The 15,608-nt window shown below is 32.9% G+C and carries 19 protein-coding genes and 1 pseudogene; 2 read left to right on the forward strand and 18 right to left on the reverse strand.

The annotated features are described in order from the left end of the window. Window positions 1-358: 358 nt before the first annotated feature. The 7 genes and pseudogenes from V7183_RS22360 to V7183_RS22390 all read right to left on the reverse strand — a co-directional run bounded on the left by V7183_RS22360 (window position 359) and on the right by V7183_RS22390 (window position 3,415). Window positions 359-493: a hypothetical protein gene (locus tag V7183_RS22360; RefSeq protein WP_335360884.1), complete on the reverse strand. Its 135-nt coding sequence runs from the start codon at window positions 491-493 to the stop codon at window positions 359-361. Continuing rightward, window positions 480-662, reverse strand: a complete 183-nt coding sequence (locus V7183_RS22365) for a hypothetical protein (protein WP_335360885.1) — start codon at window positions 660-662, stop codon at window positions 480-482. Before V7183_RS22365 ends, V7183_RS22360 begins: the two co-directional genes overlap by 14 nt. A gap of 151 nt (window positions 663-813) precedes the next feature. Further along, on the reverse strand, window positions 814-1,170 hold the full coding sequence (locus V7183_RS22370; RefSeq protein ID WP_335360886.1) for a helix-turn-helix transcriptional regulator: 357 nt from the start codon (window positions 1,168-1,170) through the stop codon (window positions 814-816). 120 nt (window positions 1,171-1,290) lie between these two features. Continuing rightward, window positions 1,291-1,428, reverse strand: a pseudogene (locus tag V7183_RS22375) (DUF1963 domain-containing protein); the annotation flags it as partial. 3 nt (window positions 1,429-1,431) lie between these two features. Then, window positions 1,432-1,839 carry a DUF1992 domain-containing protein gene (locus tag V7183_RS22380; protein ID WP_097897896.1) on the reverse strand — a complete coding sequence of 136 codons (408 nt, stop codon included), beginning with the start codon at window positions 1,837-1,839 and terminating at the stop codon, window positions 1,432-1,434. Between the two features lie 327 nt (window positions 1,840-2,166). Continuing rightward, on the reverse strand, window positions 2,167-2,544 hold the full coding sequence (locus V7183_RS22385) for a YxiJ-like family protein (protein WP_335360887.1): 378 nt from the start codon (window positions 2,542-2,544) through the stop codon (window positions 2,167-2,169). A 19-nt stretch (window positions 2,545-2,563) separates the two neighbouring features. After that, window positions 2,564-3,415, reverse strand: a complete 852-nt coding sequence (locus tag V7183_RS22390) for a patatin-like phospholipase family protein (protein WP_097897898.1) — start codon at window positions 3,413-3,415, stop codon at window positions 2,564-2,566. A 190-nt stretch (window positions 3,416-3,605) separates the two neighbouring features. On the opposite strand from V7183_RS22390, the gene V7183_RS22395 reads away from it, so the two are divergent. Further along, complete coding sequence (locus V7183_RS22395; protein WP_335360888.1) at window positions 3,606-3,983, forward strand: PH domain-containing protein; 378 nt, start codon at window positions 3,606-3,608, stop codon at window positions 3,981-3,983. 164 nt (window positions 3,984-4,147) lie between these two features. Here the strand turns inward: V7183_RS22395 and V7183_RS22400 are convergent, their stop codons facing one another. From V7183_RS22400 to V7183_RS22440, 9 genes are all read right to left on the reverse strand, one after another. Continuing rightward, window positions 4,148-4,618 (reverse strand): GNAT family N-acetyltransferase, encoded by a 471-nt coding sequence (locus V7183_RS22400; protein WP_335360889.1) that lies wholly within the window; start codon window positions 4,616-4,618, stop codon window positions 4,148-4,150. A gap of 7 nt (window positions 4,619-4,625) precedes the next feature. Next, entirely contained in the window at window positions 4,626-5,147 is a 522-nt protein-coding gene (locus V7183_RS22405) for a YfiT family bacillithiol transferase (protein WP_335360890.1), read from the reverse strand. Window positions 5,148-5,179: 32 nt separating this feature from the next. Then, a complete protein-coding gene (locus tag V7183_RS22410) occupies window positions 5,180-5,701 on the reverse strand; it encodes a GNAT family N-acetyltransferase (RefSeq protein ID WP_335360891.1) in 522 nt (173 codons plus the stop codon). 326 nt (window positions 5,702-6,027) lie between these two features. Then, a complete protein-coding gene (locus V7183_RS22415) occupies window positions 6,028-6,789 on the reverse strand; it encodes a class I SAM-dependent methyltransferase (RefSeq protein ID WP_335360892.1) in 762 nt (253 codons plus the stop codon). A 233-nt stretch (window positions 6,790-7,022) separates the two neighbouring features. Then, window positions 7,023-7,802 carry an undecaprenyl-diphosphate phosphatase gene (locus tag V7183_RS22420; RefSeq protein WP_335360893.1) on the reverse strand — a complete coding sequence of 260 codons (780 nt, stop codon included), beginning with the start codon at window positions 7,800-7,802 and terminating at the stop codon, window positions 7,023-7,025. Window positions 7,803-8,097: 295 nt separating this feature from the next. Next, a complete protein-coding gene (locus tag V7183_RS22425) occupies window positions 8,098-8,472 on the reverse strand; it encodes a nucleotide excision repair endonuclease (protein WP_097897905.1) in 375 nt (124 codons plus the stop codon). A 162-nt stretch (window positions 8,473-8,634) separates the two neighbouring features. Then, window positions 8,635-9,192 (reverse strand): GNAT family N-acetyltransferase, encoded by a 558-nt coding sequence (locus tag V7183_RS22430; protein ID WP_335360894.1) that lies wholly within the window; start codon window positions 9,190-9,192, stop codon window positions 8,635-8,637. A gap of 200 nt (window positions 9,193-9,392) precedes the next feature. Beyond that, entirely contained in the window at window positions 9,393-10,508 is a 1,116-nt protein-coding gene (locus V7183_RS22435; RefSeq protein ID WP_335360895.1) for an NAD(P)/FAD-dependent oxidoreductase, read from the reverse strand. Window positions 10,509-10,614: 106 nt separating this feature from the next. Beyond that, a complete protein-coding gene (locus V7183_RS22440; RefSeq protein ID WP_335360896.1) occupies window positions 10,615-11,268 on the reverse strand; it encodes a YdeI/OmpD-associated family protein in 654 nt (217 codons plus the stop codon). Window positions 11,269-11,701: 433 nt separating this feature from the next. On the opposite strand from V7183_RS22440, the gene secY reads away from it, so the two are divergent. Further along, window positions 11,702-13,006: a preprotein translocase subunit SecY gene (secY, locus tag V7183_RS22445; protein WP_097897909.1), complete on the forward strand. Its 1,305-nt coding sequence runs from the start codon at window positions 11,702-11,704 to the stop codon at window positions 13,004-13,006. 952 nt (window positions 13,007-13,958) lie between these two features. Here secY and V7183_RS22455 read toward each other — a convergent pair. Then, entirely contained in the window at window positions 13,959-14,456 is a 498-nt protein-coding gene (locus V7183_RS22455; protein WP_335360897.1) for a DUF421 domain-containing protein, read from the reverse strand. A 284-nt stretch (window positions 14,457-14,740) separates the two neighbouring features. Continuing rightward, window positions 14,741-15,241, reverse strand: coding sequence for an undecaprenyl-diphosphatase (locus V7183_RS22460; RefSeq protein ID WP_335360898.1), 501 nt, complete (start codon window positions 15,239-15,241; stop codon window positions 14,741-14,743). Between the last annotated feature and the right edge of the window lie 367 nt (window positions 15,242-15,608).

Below are 15,608 nucleotides of genomic sequence, written 5' to 3' on the forward strand. Positions count from 1 at the left end.
ATTACTCATAATATATATGTTATAATCCTTGTTTTTCCCTAATAAACAGCAGTGCTCTACACATGAAAACAAATCGTTATCAACACCTATAAATGTAATGGTTAATTTACCACATAATTAATTGATTACACACGATGCCCATAATAAAGACATTTCTCATGGTTTTTATCGTTATTACTTATGAAAAAGCTATATAATCATCTAAAATGATATTTTCGGCATTTAAAAATGATTCTCTAGCGTTTCTTACGGTTTCTCGCAGTGGCTGTATACAATTAAATGCTTTGTCACTTGCTATTAAAAAGCGTTGTTTCGCTTGTTTTGAAGTAAATTCAACTTTGAGCAGTTCATATAATTGTTATTCTTCCACGTACAAAACAGTTTGAAATCGCGATAAATATTTTATATAACGCTGATCTACATCTTCAAGTAAGCGCATTTCCTTTGCGATTACATCAATAATTAAAATCGGTGCATCTTTAATATAATTCAAAAAATAACGTTTCATTATGCTGAAAGTACGCTTTTTCGTGAATTGAAATAGCAGATGTATCATAGAAATAAATATTTTGTCTTTCAAGAATAATATCTATTATCTCTTCTAATTCTGTAACAAAATGTGTATGTAGTTGAATAAAGTTTGTTAATTCTGGAGATGTCAATTCACGCCATCTCCCTTCACCTTATAGAAATAGCGCGTTATTTCTTCCAACACTTGTTTATTTGCCTGCTGTGCTGCTTCTGATAATGTATGTTGCTGCATCATTTTTTCTATTTTCCTCGATAATTTGGGGAAGATCTACAAAATTAAGCTCAGGCATGCGATTCACCCATATTATAAATCTCAATAAGATCACAAAGTTTCGTTAATTGACGTAGTCCCTCTTCCCCACTCTCTGATAACATTCCACCTGCTGAAAATAGAAAGGCATGCTCTTCTTGACCTTTAACCGTATTATGAAAATCCTCTTTCATAAAAAATGTATGCTCATGTCCTAAACAATCCGCTAAATTTGCAGCAAAATCATAAATTCCATTCATTCTTTTTCCATTTAGATAATCTGAAAAGTTCGACTCAGACACCCCTAGTCTTTTGGCCAAGCGCTTTCTTTTCAAACCTTCAGCCTCAATATATTGGTTCATATTCTTTACGATAAATTGTAAATACATTTCTTTCACTTCCTTTTTTATGTGATACATTTTATTTTTATTGATACTGAAAGAATTCTCTTAAATCGAAGAATAAAGCCACCCCCTGGATATTCATATAGAAAGCGGCTTTGAATTTTCTCAAAAACAATCCCAATTATAAAGTACATTTGTAAAATCTAAATTTATCAGGTCTTCTTTTCTTATAAAGAAATTTGCAACGCCGCCATCTCCCCACATAATCCCTAAAGAATCATCTGTATCTATTTGCAGCAGTAAAAATTAACGATCCAATTTCACTCTCATTTTTTGTGCTGACGGCGGACAAATCAAGTTATATTCTAAAATCTTTTTATTAATCGTACGAACTAATTTAGCTGCTTCTTTTGAATCAATATTCTCTTCCAGTTTTTCTTTTAATTGATCAATTTCTTTCGAGAGCTCAATCCACCTAGGTAAAACATGATTATCTTTTAATGTTTTATAAAGTTGTTTTTCGGGATTATACGAAAGGCTTTTATCAATATTAAGTGGTTTCCCCTTACCAGGCAGGTCATCAAAAACTCCTGACTTTTCTGCTCGTTTAACGATAGAACTAATGTGATCTTCATATGTGAAATCCCAAACTTTCTCATCTTTTACTAAAATCTCTTGTTTTTTTAATTCTTTATCTAAGTTCTTTTGATTCATATTCTCTCTCCTCATTTCTTTTAAAGATAACGTTTTTGAATTATTCAGTGCTAACAAACCGTCAGAAAGATTTTTACGCAACCAAATCTCGTCATGACCGCCTTGAAACTCACTGTAGGTAATTTAGGTATTCTTTTTCTTTAAGTGTCTTATATAGGCTTCTACTAGCTTTTATTCTCAAGGATGCCAGCTGCCATATACATACGAAATCGTAACGTATTTTTATAGGTACTTCTTTTTTTATAAATAAATTCCTATATAAACAAAGTCATAATATTGTATATTTTATGAACAAAAAAACACACAAACAATATAGTCTGTGTGTTTTTATTCTTTCTCAGCAAGGTAGTAAAATAATAATTTACGTGCCTTTTCATAATACATATAGTCTCTATAAAATAACGGATAGTTTTCAATCTTTTTCTCTAGAAAACGAAATTGTTTAAATTGCTCAAAAAATGATGTGCGCAGCAAATTGATTTGATGAAACGGAATTTTTTCTGCCTTTCCATTTAGGACATAACTTAAAGTTCCCGCAATATTCATCCAGTAGATGTTAAGGGCAGCACTTAAACAATCATCTTCAGAAAATGCGTCTTTAAAATCTTTACGCATGTTACGTACATCACGACACGGAAATGGCTGATATAAAGAATCATGTAGTCTCTGTAATTCTTCAAAAATTACTTTTTTCCCTAGTATCAATTGTTCACCCCTATCGTTATCATTTCTGTATCCATTTTAATAACTGTCCATATTGATTCTTTGCATCCTGATACCCAAGATTATATAAATTAACAAGCTTGTCTTTATTTCGTTCAATCCCGCTTATAGGAAGCTGGACACTTGGTTGAATGACAAAAAAGTTATCTTTTTGTTCATTAGAACTCATATAAGAAATTGTTTCATTATACAATCGATAATGTTCTACTAAGAGCTCTGATATTTTCGGATAACGTCTATATAATAATTTGGCCATCGATGAAAATCTATTCCGATGTTTTATATATCCTTTTGGCTTTGTCATAATCACAACATTTTTGCGAAAACCATCCTCTTGCGCCTTTCGAATAGGAACAGGGTCAATTATCCCGCCATCTAATAATTTTTTACCATCATAATCTACAGCAGGTGCAATAAACGGTACAGAACTGGATGCACGAATAATTTTTAATATATCATTTCCATGCTCGTGTTTATTATAATAAACAGCTCTTCCTGACTCACAATCCGTTGTCCCAATTACAAACTGCTCACTTGTATCAAGAAAGGTTTGAAAATCAAATGGTACAATTTGATTTGGTACTTCATCAAAAAGAAAATCCATACCAAATAATTCCCGTTTCCGTATGAAGTTTCGATACGAAATGTAGCGATGATCAGACACTAGCTCTGTATTTACTTTTTTATTTCTGCCTTTTTGACGCGATAAGTACGTTGCACCCATGCATGCTCCGGCAGAAACGCCAACTACATAGGGGAAAAATACTTCATTCTCCATAAAGTATTCGAGTACTCCTGCAGTATATAAGCCTTTCATTCCTCCGCCTTCTAATACTAAACCGATATTTTTCATGTATACGCCCTCTGCACTTGTTTCTTGATTTTATTAATAATTCTATTTTAGCACAAGATATTATGATGAAGTATTAATAAATTCATTGCATTTTCTTTAAAAAGCTCTTGCTGTATTGTAAGAATCTATTACTCTATAACGTGATACAATAAAAGTAACTCATTCCATAGATCTAAAGGAGGAATTTCATATGGGTTTATTTAGCGGTATTTTAGGAAATGCGTCTGATGCGAATACAGATAGTGTAGAACGTGACTTGCAAAAGATTATGCTTGATGATGAACAAGTTGAACATGCCTATAAACTAATTCGTGATTTAATTGTATTTACAAATCGCCGAATGATTTTAGTAGATAAACAAGGAGTAACTGGTAAGAAAACAGAATATCATTCTATTCCTTATAAAAACATTACACAATTTAGTATTGAAACAGCAGGTCATTTTGATTTAGATGCAGAACTTAAAATTTGGATATCTAGTATGGAACAACCGATTACAAAAGAATTTAAAAGTGACGACAGTATTTTAAGTGTTCAAAAAGCATTAACAAAATATACAACAAAATAACATTTTGTATTTTTATGCAAAAACAAAAGTATTAACCCCGTATTTTTTGGAACAACATGCACTGATTTGTTTTAAAAATACAAAAGACTTTTTTCTTATATTATATAAAGAGGGATAGAAAATACAGATTTACTCTGTTTTATCTATCCCTCTAAAATCTATTTTTATACTGCCTTGATATAATAAACAAGTGTTGTATGATCATTCAATTTCGTTCTTACGCCAGTCTTAGTGTAACCCATTTTTTCATATAAATAACAATTACGTTCTTCCTCTAAAATGGTGTCTAGTTCCCAACTAGTTGCTTGAGGGAACATCTCCTCTATTAAAAGCATCACTTTCTGAGCTACCCCTTTTCCTTGATAAGTAGGCAAAATAAACATAGGACTTATCCGAAATTGCGTCTGCTTTTTCCAATGAACAGATATAGCTCCCACAAGGATATCACCAACTAATATTTTATAAACTCTACCATACGGATTATTTATTCTTGTAATTACTTTATCGACGGTTTCATTTGCAGGATTTGTCTCGTAATCCTTATATTTTTCTAGTAACGGCATAAATGCCTGTACTTGAATATTAAAAATAGATTCTGCATCCAACTCTATCGCTCTTTCTAATGCTATTTTCATAACACCCTTACCATCCTAAACGTTTTCGTAAAGAAGTAATATGTGCAGTATGATGAAGACCGTGCCATGCGTATAATCCAATTGCAACCGCAAGCTTTGTCTCTCCTGATTCCGGATGATTAAACGTTTTTTCTAGATCAGCAGCTTCTAAAGAATATAATAGATTCACCCATCTTTTATGTAATGATTCTAACAATACAAGCGAAACATCTACTGGTAATCTTGAATCTGGAAGCTCTGCCCATTTTTCTTCTCTATACGGCTTAATCGTTGGATTATTTTCTGTAAGTGCTAACTTAAATCGAATATAACTATTCATATGACTATCAACGACATGATGAACAACTTGACGAACTGTCCATCCACCAGTTCGGTACGGTGTATCTAACTGGTGTTTATCTAAATCCTTAATTGCCTTTGTTAATTCGTGAGGAAGATCCTCGATTTCTTGAATCCATTTGTCTATCATTTCTTCTGTAATATTTTCTTCATAAGTAAATTGCCCAATTGGATAACGTAAATCCTTCATTGTATTGTACCCCTTTTGTTTAAAAGTTCTATTTATACTATATTAGTATATTTCCAAATGTAATGAATGAAATCCATTTTTTGACCGTTTAAGTTTATAGATCCTTTATCGATTGCCATGCGTGAAAAGCCGTTTTTTTCTAACACTTTTTGCGAGGCGATATTATTATTTGTTGTTTTTGCATGAATTTCAGTAACCTGATAGCTGACTGCTTGATCTAGAAGTAACTTTACCGCCGTAGCTGCGATGCCTCTTCTAAGAAACTTTTCTCCCACACGATAACCTAAATACCCTAATTGTTTCTCTTTCTCTATATCTACTAAATTTATGCGACCAACAATTCTATTCTCCATATTACGGACGAGGTAAAAGTAAGAAATTCCTTCTTCTTGTTCTTTTAATAGCTCATCAAGTTGCTGCTGAAATACCTCGTAAATATAATAATCTGGACCACGACTTGGTACCATTTTTTCGAAAAACTCTCTGTTATAGCATTTAAAAGCAAATAATTCTTCAGCATCTTGCTGCTGTAGTTTTTCTATGTACACTTCCATTCATCACTCATCCTTTTTCAAATCAGCTAACTATTATATGTTCTTCTCCTAAGAATAAATATCCTGCTACTAAATTTTCATTATGTTCTTTTCATCCAACAGTATGATTTCCTTTTTCACTTTTATTCATCCTTCCCCTTCATTACAAGTACCGTATGAGAAAATAGCCCACATGCAATGCCTATCTAATAAAGTCGTGATTGATACTAATAGCTTGAATTACGCTCTCCTTTCTTCGTGAAATAGAAAAAGGCAATCGATACTAAATCGGTTGCCTTGAAATACGTATATTTTGTTTAGTTCCTATGCCACTAAGCTCTATGCTATTATCTCTTTCTTACAGCTTCAAAAGTGATGATTTGACTTGCATTCGTTAGTTGTTTTTCATAAACATAGTCAGCAGAACATGTAATATCAGAAAAACCTATACTTTCTAAAATAAGCTTAAACTCTTCAATTCCATACCAATGCATTGCAAAACGTTGTAACTCGGTTTGTATCAACTTTCCTTGACGCCATTTTTCGTATTTTAAATACGACACAGTAATTTGGTTAAGCCAATCCATTTCAATCGATTTGTTTTCCAATGTAATCTCATCTCCGTTAGGTAGAGAAAAAGTTGATGTATTAACTTCTCCTGCTTTCCAATCATAAGGTAGGAGAAGATCAACAATCAAACGTCCACCCAACGCCAGATGTTTATAAAAACATTTCAATGCGTTTAAGGAATCTGCACGACTTTCAATTAAACAAAATGAACCAGTAGGAATAATAATCGCCTCATAATTAGCTGGTAATGAGAATTCCTGCAGTTTACCCTGATACAAATGAGGATTTAGGCCTCTTTCCTCGCAACGTTTACGACAAGAATCCAACATTTCGGGAGAAGAATCAATTCCGTCAACTGTATATCCAGCTTCAAGAAGTGGGATAATCACACGTCCAGAGCCAACCGCTGCTTCGAGAATACCCCCTTGGCAATTCTTTAATCGTTCTTGATAATATTCAATATCCCCGCTTAAAGAATAACCCACAGGCTTTGTAAAATCATAGAGTTCCGTGCAAAGTGTACTGTAATTACTAAACATTTAATTTATCCCTCCGTTTTGTTGTACGGAAAATGTTTAAAAAGAAACCCCTATAATGTATTAACCCTTCCGTACCTCTAATTTAATTGGTAAGTGGAAAGATCTGACTGTCATAATATATCACTCACTTTCAATAAAGTATAATGATACTTTACCATGATTTACCTTTCTTAAAAAGAGAATAAAAGATTTACAGGTTCCTTTTGACTATATCTTTTCAAGAACACTCTTCCTTAAAATATGCCAGTAAACTGTAAAGTTAAAATTAAAGCGCCTAAAGCCCAAACATAATACGCGAATACTTTAAGAGAATGTCGTTTTAAATATTGAATCATCCAAGATACGGCTATGTATCCAAAGAATGCTGCGGATAAAGTACCAACGATCAGCGATGTACTTGAAATTGCTTCGGCTTTTCCTTGAAATACGTCCACAGATTGTAAAACAATGGCTCCAACAATAGCAGGTGTGGATAACAAAAAAGAAAAATACGCTGCGGTTTCACGATCTAATTTTCTCCATAGTGCAGCGACAATCGTCATGCCAGAACGAGAAATTGCTGGAAATATAGCAACCGCTTGAAAAGAACCGATAATAAAGGCATCTTGATATGTAATGTCATCCATCTTTTTACGGCCATTTTTTTGTTTTTCTGCCATATATAAAAACAAACCCGTCACTAAAAACTCCCATCCAATTGTTACACCTGTCTTTGAAATATCTTCAAAGAAATCTTTAAATAATAAACCGATAATGATTGCTGGAATTGTCCCAACAATAAGCAAGAACATAAGCTTTGAAAATGGATTTTTAATTAAATAAATAAATTCTTTTTTATAGTAAATAAACACTGCGAGCAGTGTACCAATATGAAGCATCGTATCTAAGAAAAGACCCGCTTCATCTAAGTTAAATAAATGTCTTCCTAGGTACAAGTGACCGGTACTGCTTATAGGTAAAAATTCTGTTAACCCTTGAATAATTCCTAATATAAAAGCTTCTAACCAGTTCATGATGGTCTCCTTTCTTGTTTGCTTGTACCAGTATATGAAATAGATTTTGAGAGTATGTGGATAAGAAACATAAAAACAACCACTTAAAGTTTAGTGGTTGTTTCATTCATACTAGCCTTTATAATTTCTTTATCCAATCATCAAAATTATCACTTTCTAAATTCTTAACACTTTCCGTCATAGTTTTACTTGTCTTTCTTGAATAATCAAATGTTTTTAACGTAATGTCCTTTTATATAAAAAATCCTCAAATCATTATAGATTTAAGGATCAATAAACATTATATATACAGTTATTATTTGTAAAACACCTTATCAACGTTATATTTCGCTTGAAACTCATTAATAATATATGTTTCGTAAATTTCCCTTTCCAGTGGATCTTCTACAATACATACATCAATACGATATACTTCGTCACGATGTGCTTTAATTGGTGACACGTTGTCTTCAAAATGCTTTTTAATTCGTTGTCTAATCTTTCTTGCTTTCCCTACAAAAAGAAGCTCGTCATTAATATTATAAAACATAAAAATGCCGCCTTTATCTCTTGGGAACAAGTGGAAATCAATGAATCCATGAATTGGAGTAATTCTTGGTTCATCTCCTTTTATGACTTGTTTTCTTTCTGTTATAGAAACATCAACTGCAGGTACATCAATTTTAATCAAGCTACTTCACGTCCTCTTTTATTATAAAGGTAAATAATAGCACAATTATGTAAGAAAAGCTATTCGTGTTGATAATAAATACAGTTTAATTAAATGTACACGAATGATTTTGCTAAATAAGTATGCTTTGAAAATATTCTCAAAACCAGCTTTCAGTATCTACTAAATATTTATAGGTATATCATTCATGCATTTTCTCCAAATCATATGATCACATGCCTTACCCCAATAATCCTTTAGCAAATAATCAGGACCTCCAAATTTTTTCTTCCATATTTTCTGTGCATTGGTATATCCACTATCCAAACAGAATTCTTTTATTCCTTTGCCTAATAAGGTAAGAAAAATCGCATTTAAAAGCAAATTCCCTATGCCACGTCTTTGGTAATTTGGGAGTACAAATACAGTTCCCACTTCATACAAATCTTTTAATGCGCCATCTGTGCAAATATTAATGAGTTGACTAGATGGACCAAATTCAATTGTCCCGATAATTTTATTACACTGTTTATCTACAGCTATCAAAAAATATCGATCTTTCCCATTACTATCAAAGTCACATATCAAGTACTGCTTTTTATTTTCAATTTCCTTTTCTATATCGTCAACTAACTCCGATAAGCCTTCTTTAGCAAATGTATCTATAATGACTGTATGAAATAATTGATGTAACTCTTCATAGTCTTCAATGGTTGGTCTTCTTATTTCAACGTTAGACACGTATGACAACTCCTTAATCCTTTAACATTTTATGTGTAATTGTTTTGTGCTATCTATTTCAAAATTACAATCAATATAGCTTTTCTCTAAAATATGCAAAATTTCCTCTGCAAGCATAAAACTCTTACTATGTACAATATAAAAAGAAACAAAAAAAATTAGGTAGTTGTCCCTAATCTTTTTTGTTTCTAGCTCTACAACTATTCAATTGCGCCAGCTACATCATAATGACTTAAATCTAATTCTATCGGCTGGCCTAAAGCAAGTTTTGCAAGTTCAGATCCTAAGTACGGACCAGCAGTTAACCCCGAGGCACCTAGACCATTTGCAACGAGGATCCCTTTGAAATTAGGTAGTGGGCCAATTACAGGTAAGAAGCCTGGTGTGAACGGTCTAAATCCAACTCTTGTCTCCAGCATTGTACTATTTTCTAAACCTGGAGCGATTGACAATGCTTTATCAAACACTTCATGTAAGCCGCCTGCTGTTACTCGGTAATCCAAACCAGTATCATTTTCATGTGTTGCCCCTACAACAATCCGTCCATCTTCAAAAGTTAAAATATATTGATCGTTTGGCGGCATAACAACTGGCCAACTTTCAGTATCCGTATTTGGCATATGTAAATGAACAATTTGTGCTTTTTGGAAAGTTACTAAGAAATTAACGTCCAGCGGTTTTAAAATTTCGTTTGCCCAAGCTCCTGCTGTTACAATTACTTGATCTGCTATTACTGTTTCACCATTTACTGTAACACCTTTGATATGATTGTTTTCATGAATCAAAACTGCGTTTCCTTTTATAAAAGTAGCACCATGTTTTTTGGCTGCATTTACAAGAGACTGACGAAGCGCTCGTCCATTTACTCTTGCAGCACCACTTATATGTACAGCACTATATTCTTCAGATAATGGCGGGAATAATTTTTTTGTTTCCTCTTGTGATAAGCGAGTAATTTCACCAATTTCAGGAGCATCCTCACGTCGTTTATATGCTCGCTCTTCCATTTGATCCAACTTTTTTTCGTCCGTATGAAGACTAATGGCACCTACACGGTTATAACCTGTATCTGTTTCGCCATCTGCTTCTAATTGCTGAATTAAAGAAGTGTAATATCGTGCCCCGCCTTTGGCAATTTTGTACCAAGCTTGATTACGCCGCTGTGAAAGCCAAGGACATACAATTCCTGCCGCTGCATCCGTTGCCTGTCCTAAATCTTGACGGTCAATTAATGTAACATGAGCTCCCGCCTTAGCGAGGTGATAAGCAGTAGACGCTCCCAGAATTCCAGCTCCAACTACAATATATGATTTCATTTCAAACACCTTTTCTTATTCATTCTTTTATGTTTATTTACTATACAAAAGTTCCAATGCGTTCCCACAATTTCATTCTAATTACTTGTTTCATCATTGTGTATGTTTATTTTTTCTTTCTGCGGAACAAATCAATTGTTTTATACCCTTGTGAAAGGATTTCCACCATTTGTTGTAGACGTTTTTCACGTGTTTTTTGCTGCTTTGCAGAAAATAGATGGCGTGCCCAATCTTTTTGATACCCTGGTGTTAAATTTTGATAAAAGGTAAGTTCATTTGGATAATCCGCTAGTAACGCCTCAACATCTTTAATATTCTCTGCATAATCAGCGACACATTGACTAGCAGCAGACGTTTTCTTTGCTTTCTTTTTTTCACGTTTTAAACCAACAACAGTGAAAACATCATCCATACTTACCATTCGTGCGAATTTCATATCACTTTTATCTACATATCCATCCTCTCCAACTTTCAATGCTGGGAACATTTCATCTCTGTGAATAAAAGTGTTATAACGCGTATTACCTTTTTTCGGATAAGCGAAAAACAAATACCCTTTCTCAAGTAATAGTTGTTCATTATTAAGTATAAATTGTGTATGCTTGGCCATCTCGTCAATTGTTTCTACGAAAATAAAAATAGCATCATGATCTTTAGAAAGAGTAGTTGCTTGTTCAGTAAAAACATCATAATCTTTTGGTTGATTAATCACTGCCATATTATTGTATTTATTAAGTTTCAATTTATCGATAATTGTCATAGCAGGCTCCTTTTTATATTTGAGTATTCATTGTTAGTTTTATCTTACCTATATTACTATAAAAGAGTATGACCTTGCTGCGCAAACCAAACTATTTAATTCGTTTATCAAATAAATAGTTCGTTCATCGCAAAGTCCTCCTCGTAAACTCATTAGTATTTTCTTTTGTAACATGTATTTTTCATTCTTTTTAGCCTTATCTATGTACATTTGTTTATTTATTAGTTATATTATGGTTATTGAATGATTACGATTATCAATCTATCGCTTATATCAATACTTGTATTTCTTATATCCATGACAAAACTACAAAATACACGAAAATCCATTTGTCAAATGAATTCCATACGGAAGGAGGTTTGTGGTTTATTCATCGGGATATAATAATCAGTTTTCCTTTTAGATAACTGATAAAAATACAGGAGGCGACAGGATGTTTCGTACGATTTCAAACTTTATGAGAGTAGCTGAGATAAGAAGGAAAATTCTTTTTACACTTGCGATGTTAATTGTTTTTCGAATTGGCACGTTTATACCAGTTCCTCATACTAACGCAGAGGTATTAAAAATACAAGATCAAGCCAATGTTTTAGGTATGTTAAATGTATTTGGCGGAGGAGCATTGAAACACTTCTCGATCTTTGCTGTAGGTATCACACCATATATTACAGCTTCCATCATTGTACAGCTGTTGCAAATGGATGTTGTACCTAAATTTACAGAGTGGGCAAAGCAAGGAGAAATGGGCCGAAAAAAATCAGCTCAGTTTACTCGATACTTTACAATCATTCTCGCATTCATTCAAGCCATTGGAATGTCTATTGGCTTTAACAATATAGCAGGCGGACAATTAATTAAAGATCCTAGTTGGACTACATACTTATTTATTGCTACAGTTCTAACTGCTGGTACTGCATTTTTACTTTGGTTAGGTGAACAAATTACTGCTAACGGCGTCGGTAATGGAGTCTCAATGATTATCTTCGCAGGACTTGTTGCAGGAATGCCAAATGTCGTAAATCAAATTTATTTACAACAATTCCAAAATGCTGGAGATCAACTCTTTATGCATATTGTCAAAATTGTATTAATTGTATTAGTTATTTTAGCAATCGTTGTCGGTGTTATTTATATCCAGCAAGCAGTTCGCAAAATACCTATTCAATATGCGAAAGCTGTTTCAGGGAATAATCAATATCAAGGAGCAAAAAATACACATTTACCTCTTAAAGTAAATAGTGCAGGTGTAATCCCAGTAATCTTTGCTTCTGCTTTTCTAATGACGCCACGCACAATTGCGCAGCTATTCCCTGACTCTAATATATCGAAATGGTTGAATACGAATCTGGATTTTGCGCATCCATTCGGAATGACCCTTTATGTTGGGCTCATCATTGCTTTTACATACTTCTACGCATTCGTTCAAGTAAACCCTGAGCAAATGGCAGAAAACTTAAAAAAGCAAAATGGATATGTTCCAGGTATTCGTCCAGGTAAATCGACAGAACAATATGTAACAAAAATTTTGTATCGTTTAACATTTATTGGTGCCATCTTCTTAGGTGCTATCTCGATTTTACCAATCGTATTCACGAAAGTTGCAACTTTACCACCTTCTGCTCAAATTGGTGGTACAAGCTTACTCATCATTGTCGGGGTGGCATTAGAAACAATGAAAACATTAGAAAGTCAGCTTGTAAAACGTCATTACAAAGGATTTATAAAGAAAGTAAATTAACGCTTTAGACATATAAATTAAACATAATGAAACCCTCTCATTTTATATACGAGAGGGTTTTTATTTGTGAATGAGTAATAATCTAGCGAATCATTTAAAACTGACGTATAGGAGAAAAAAACTTTTGTGGATCTATATAAGTACAAATTGAAAAATCGACATAAAACCTTTCTTTTTAGGTGGGAGAAAGAATCCGGCCATGCATAGAAGCGGTCAGATCCTTTTCCTGTCCCATGCCAAGTGAAAACAAAGAAAGAAAACAAGTGCAGGTCACTTTTTGTTCTTCATAGCCGTGACGTATGTACTGGAAAATCAAAATGGATATATATAGTGGTGCAAAAAGGTTTCTTTTTAATTCTTCACTAAACAAATCATGCTTATGATTTAGAAATCAATAAGTGCAAATTCATATTAATTCAAATGCTTCTTATGATATCCTTAGACTATGTTCTACAATTTAATGTAAGGAGTTGAGTGGATATTACTACATTAGAAAATATATATAAAGCTTCTGAATTATTACTCGTTTTATCTACATTTTGCTTTTACATGTACTTACGGAAAATTAAACTAAAAAGAAAACTTACCGTTTTTGAATTTTCAATGTATATCGTATCACAACTTGCATACATTCTTTGGGGAATTAGCTTTATTTCTAAAACATGGGGTTGAAATAAAGTTGTACAGCTTTAAAAAGAATTATACCGTTTATAAAAATGATGATAATACTAAGTCGTTTTTATAAATCAGCATTCATAATTTCGCATTGTAACACTCGTTCAAAAGTACCTATTTCCTGTTGTGAGAGATTCGATGAATATAAAAATTCCATTATTGACACAAAAAACATTTCTTCCTTTTTACGGGCATGTTGATTGGGTTAAAAAGACTTCATAGTGTATCGCTACATGTCCTAAAACAACAAAAAATAATTAATATCTCTCCATATTAACTATTTTTTCAGATTGTATTCGTGTAATATCTTTTCTAACATTTCACAAGTAACTGGCTGTGCCCCAGCTGTTAGTTGATATCCAATGCGACCGTTCGGTTCTGCTGTTGCTTGTTGTAATGTTTTAATATCGTGAATTCCTTGTTGTCTTAAATGCATAAATAGTTGCTGTTCTGTCATCTTAGCACGAATTAAATTCCTTTTTAAAAGCTTTCCATTTTCAACAACAATGATGCTATTACCGTTTAAAAATTGTTCCATCTTTCGCGATTTCAATTCTAAAAAATGAATGATAATTAAAATGCTTGAAAATATAAAAGCTGCCAGAATAGACGAACCTACCTTTCTGCTTAGTACAGGTTCTACAATAATGCGTCCAATAGAGACAACAACAATAATCTCAGCTCTTGTCATCTGGCTAATAGATTTACTTCCCGTCAATTTTAAAACAAGAATCCCCGTAAGGATTAGAAGTATGCTTTCAAAAAGAATATTCATCAACAATCCATTCCTTTAATGGTAATTTATGAATAGCATTAATCACATTCTTTATTGTTTACATAGTACATAAAACCAAAACCAAGTATATACTAGATTTACCTAGCATGTACTTAGCTTTGGTTATCCTTCAATCCTTATTACTCCTCAACTCTTTACTAGATTTTTTCAAATTTCATGAAGTGTTTTTTAATTTATGCCTTCTGTCCTACTCCACAAACAAAAGAAGCGGATGTTCCCTTTTCCAATTTTCAAGAATAACATAGGGAACCTCCCTCTTCTTTTCACTTAAATAATTTGGTGAACTTATTAGTAACCACACTTGTTAGAATACCTATAACAGCACTTCCGATTATATCGAATGGGTAATGATGTCCTACCCAAATACGTGAAAAACCTGTCAAAATTGCTAATAACCACATAATAGAGCCAATGAAGCGTTGGTGAAATAAAACGGATGTCGCTACAGCAAAAGCCAGAGCAGTATGTTTACTTGGAAATGAAGAATTATTCTTCGACGGGATAAGCAAACGAACGCGATGGAAAATAAAAGGGCGAGGTTTAAAATAAAAAAATTGGATAATGCGGTTTATAAACAACGTGACTCCTGCTGAAATTCCTGCATACAAGATGATTTTTTTGTAGAAATTGTTTCTAAACCACATAAATATTAATATGACTAGGTACAGATATCGAGTCTTGTTTGAAAGAAAAACCATTACCGTATCCATAGTAGCTCCTCTTCCTGCAAGACGATTAATAACTTTAAACAACATATAATTCATTACAGATGTTCTCCTTTATTTCTGAAATAATACATAAATAGCATTCCCTCCTTAAAGAAATTCCATGTGAGATCTTCTATGTTATGCACTTTTTTAAGTCCCTTAATCAATAAGAAATGAAAAACAATTTATGATTGAATTGTCGGGACAGCCGTTGTTCGCTAGCAAATTTAAAAGGGCCCCCACAATCTATAAACCATACCTCCAACAAAGAACACTAAACCTAAAACTAATACTATAAAAACAAGGATTGATTTTTTATTATCTTCCATGAAATTTACCTCCTAAAAAATTGTTGATTCTGTATAAATTTCCCCACCATAAAAACCTTTAGTCATAATTATGGCTAAAGGTTTTTATCATCATA

It is taken from the genome of Bacillus sp. JJ1127, from assembly GCF_036965845.1.
Lineage (GTDB): Bacteria > Bacillota > Bacilli > Bacillales > Bacillaceae_G > Bacillus_A.

Coding starts and splice junctions, on each gene's coding strand:
- V7183_RS22415 (WP_335360892.1), bottom strand. CDS start 6,789: ATGTTTAGTAATTACAGTACACTTTGCACGGAACTCTATGATTTTACA.
- V7183_RS22460 (WP_335360898.1), bottom strand. CDS start 15,241: ATGAATTATATGTTGTTTAAAGTTATTAATCGTCTTGCAGGAAGAGGA.
- V7183_RS22440 (WP_335360896.1), bottom strand. CDS start 11,268: ATGACAATTATCGATAAATTGAAACTTAATAAATACAATAATATGGCA.
- V7183_RS22390 (WP_097897898.1), bottom strand. CDS start 3,415: ATGAAAAATATCGGTTTAGTATTAGAAGGCGGAGGAATGAAAGGCTTA.
- V7183_RS22380 (WP_097897896.1), bottom strand. CDS start 1,839: ATGAATCAAAAGAACTTAGATAAAGAATTAAAAAAACAAGAGATTTTA.
- V7183_RS22400 (WP_335360889.1), bottom strand. CDS start 4,618: ATGAAAATAGCATTAGAAAGAGCGATAGAGTTGGATGCAGAATCTATT.
- V7183_RS22370 (WP_335360886.1), bottom strand. CDS start 1,170: ATGTATTTACAATTTATCGTAAAGAATATGAACCAATATATTGAGGCT.
- V7183_RS22455 (WP_335360897.1), bottom strand. CDS start 14,456: ATGAATATTCTTTTTGAAAGCATACTTCTAATCCTTACGGGGATTCTT.
- V7183_RS22405 (WP_335360890.1), bottom strand. CDS start 5,147: ATGAAGGATTTACGTTATCCAATTGGGCAATTTACTTATGAAGAAAAT.
- secY (WP_097897909.1), top strand. CDS start 11,702: ATGTTTCGTACGATTTCAAACTTTATGAGAGTAGCTGAGATAAGAAGG.
- V7183_RS22435 (WP_335360895.1), bottom strand. CDS start 10,508: ATGAAATCATATATTGTAGTTGGAGCTGGAATTCTGGGAGCGTCTACT.
- V7183_RS22410 (WP_335360891.1), bottom strand. CDS start 5,701: ATGGAAGTGTACATAGAAAAACTACAGCAGCAAGATGCTGAAGAATTA.
- V7183_RS22420 (WP_335360893.1), bottom strand. CDS start 7,802: ATGAACTGGTTAGAAGCTTTTATATTAGGAATTATTCAAGGGTTAACA.
- V7183_RS22395 (WP_335360888.1), top strand. CDS start 3,606: ATGGGTTTATTTAGCGGTATTTTAGGAAATGCGTCTGATGCGAATACA.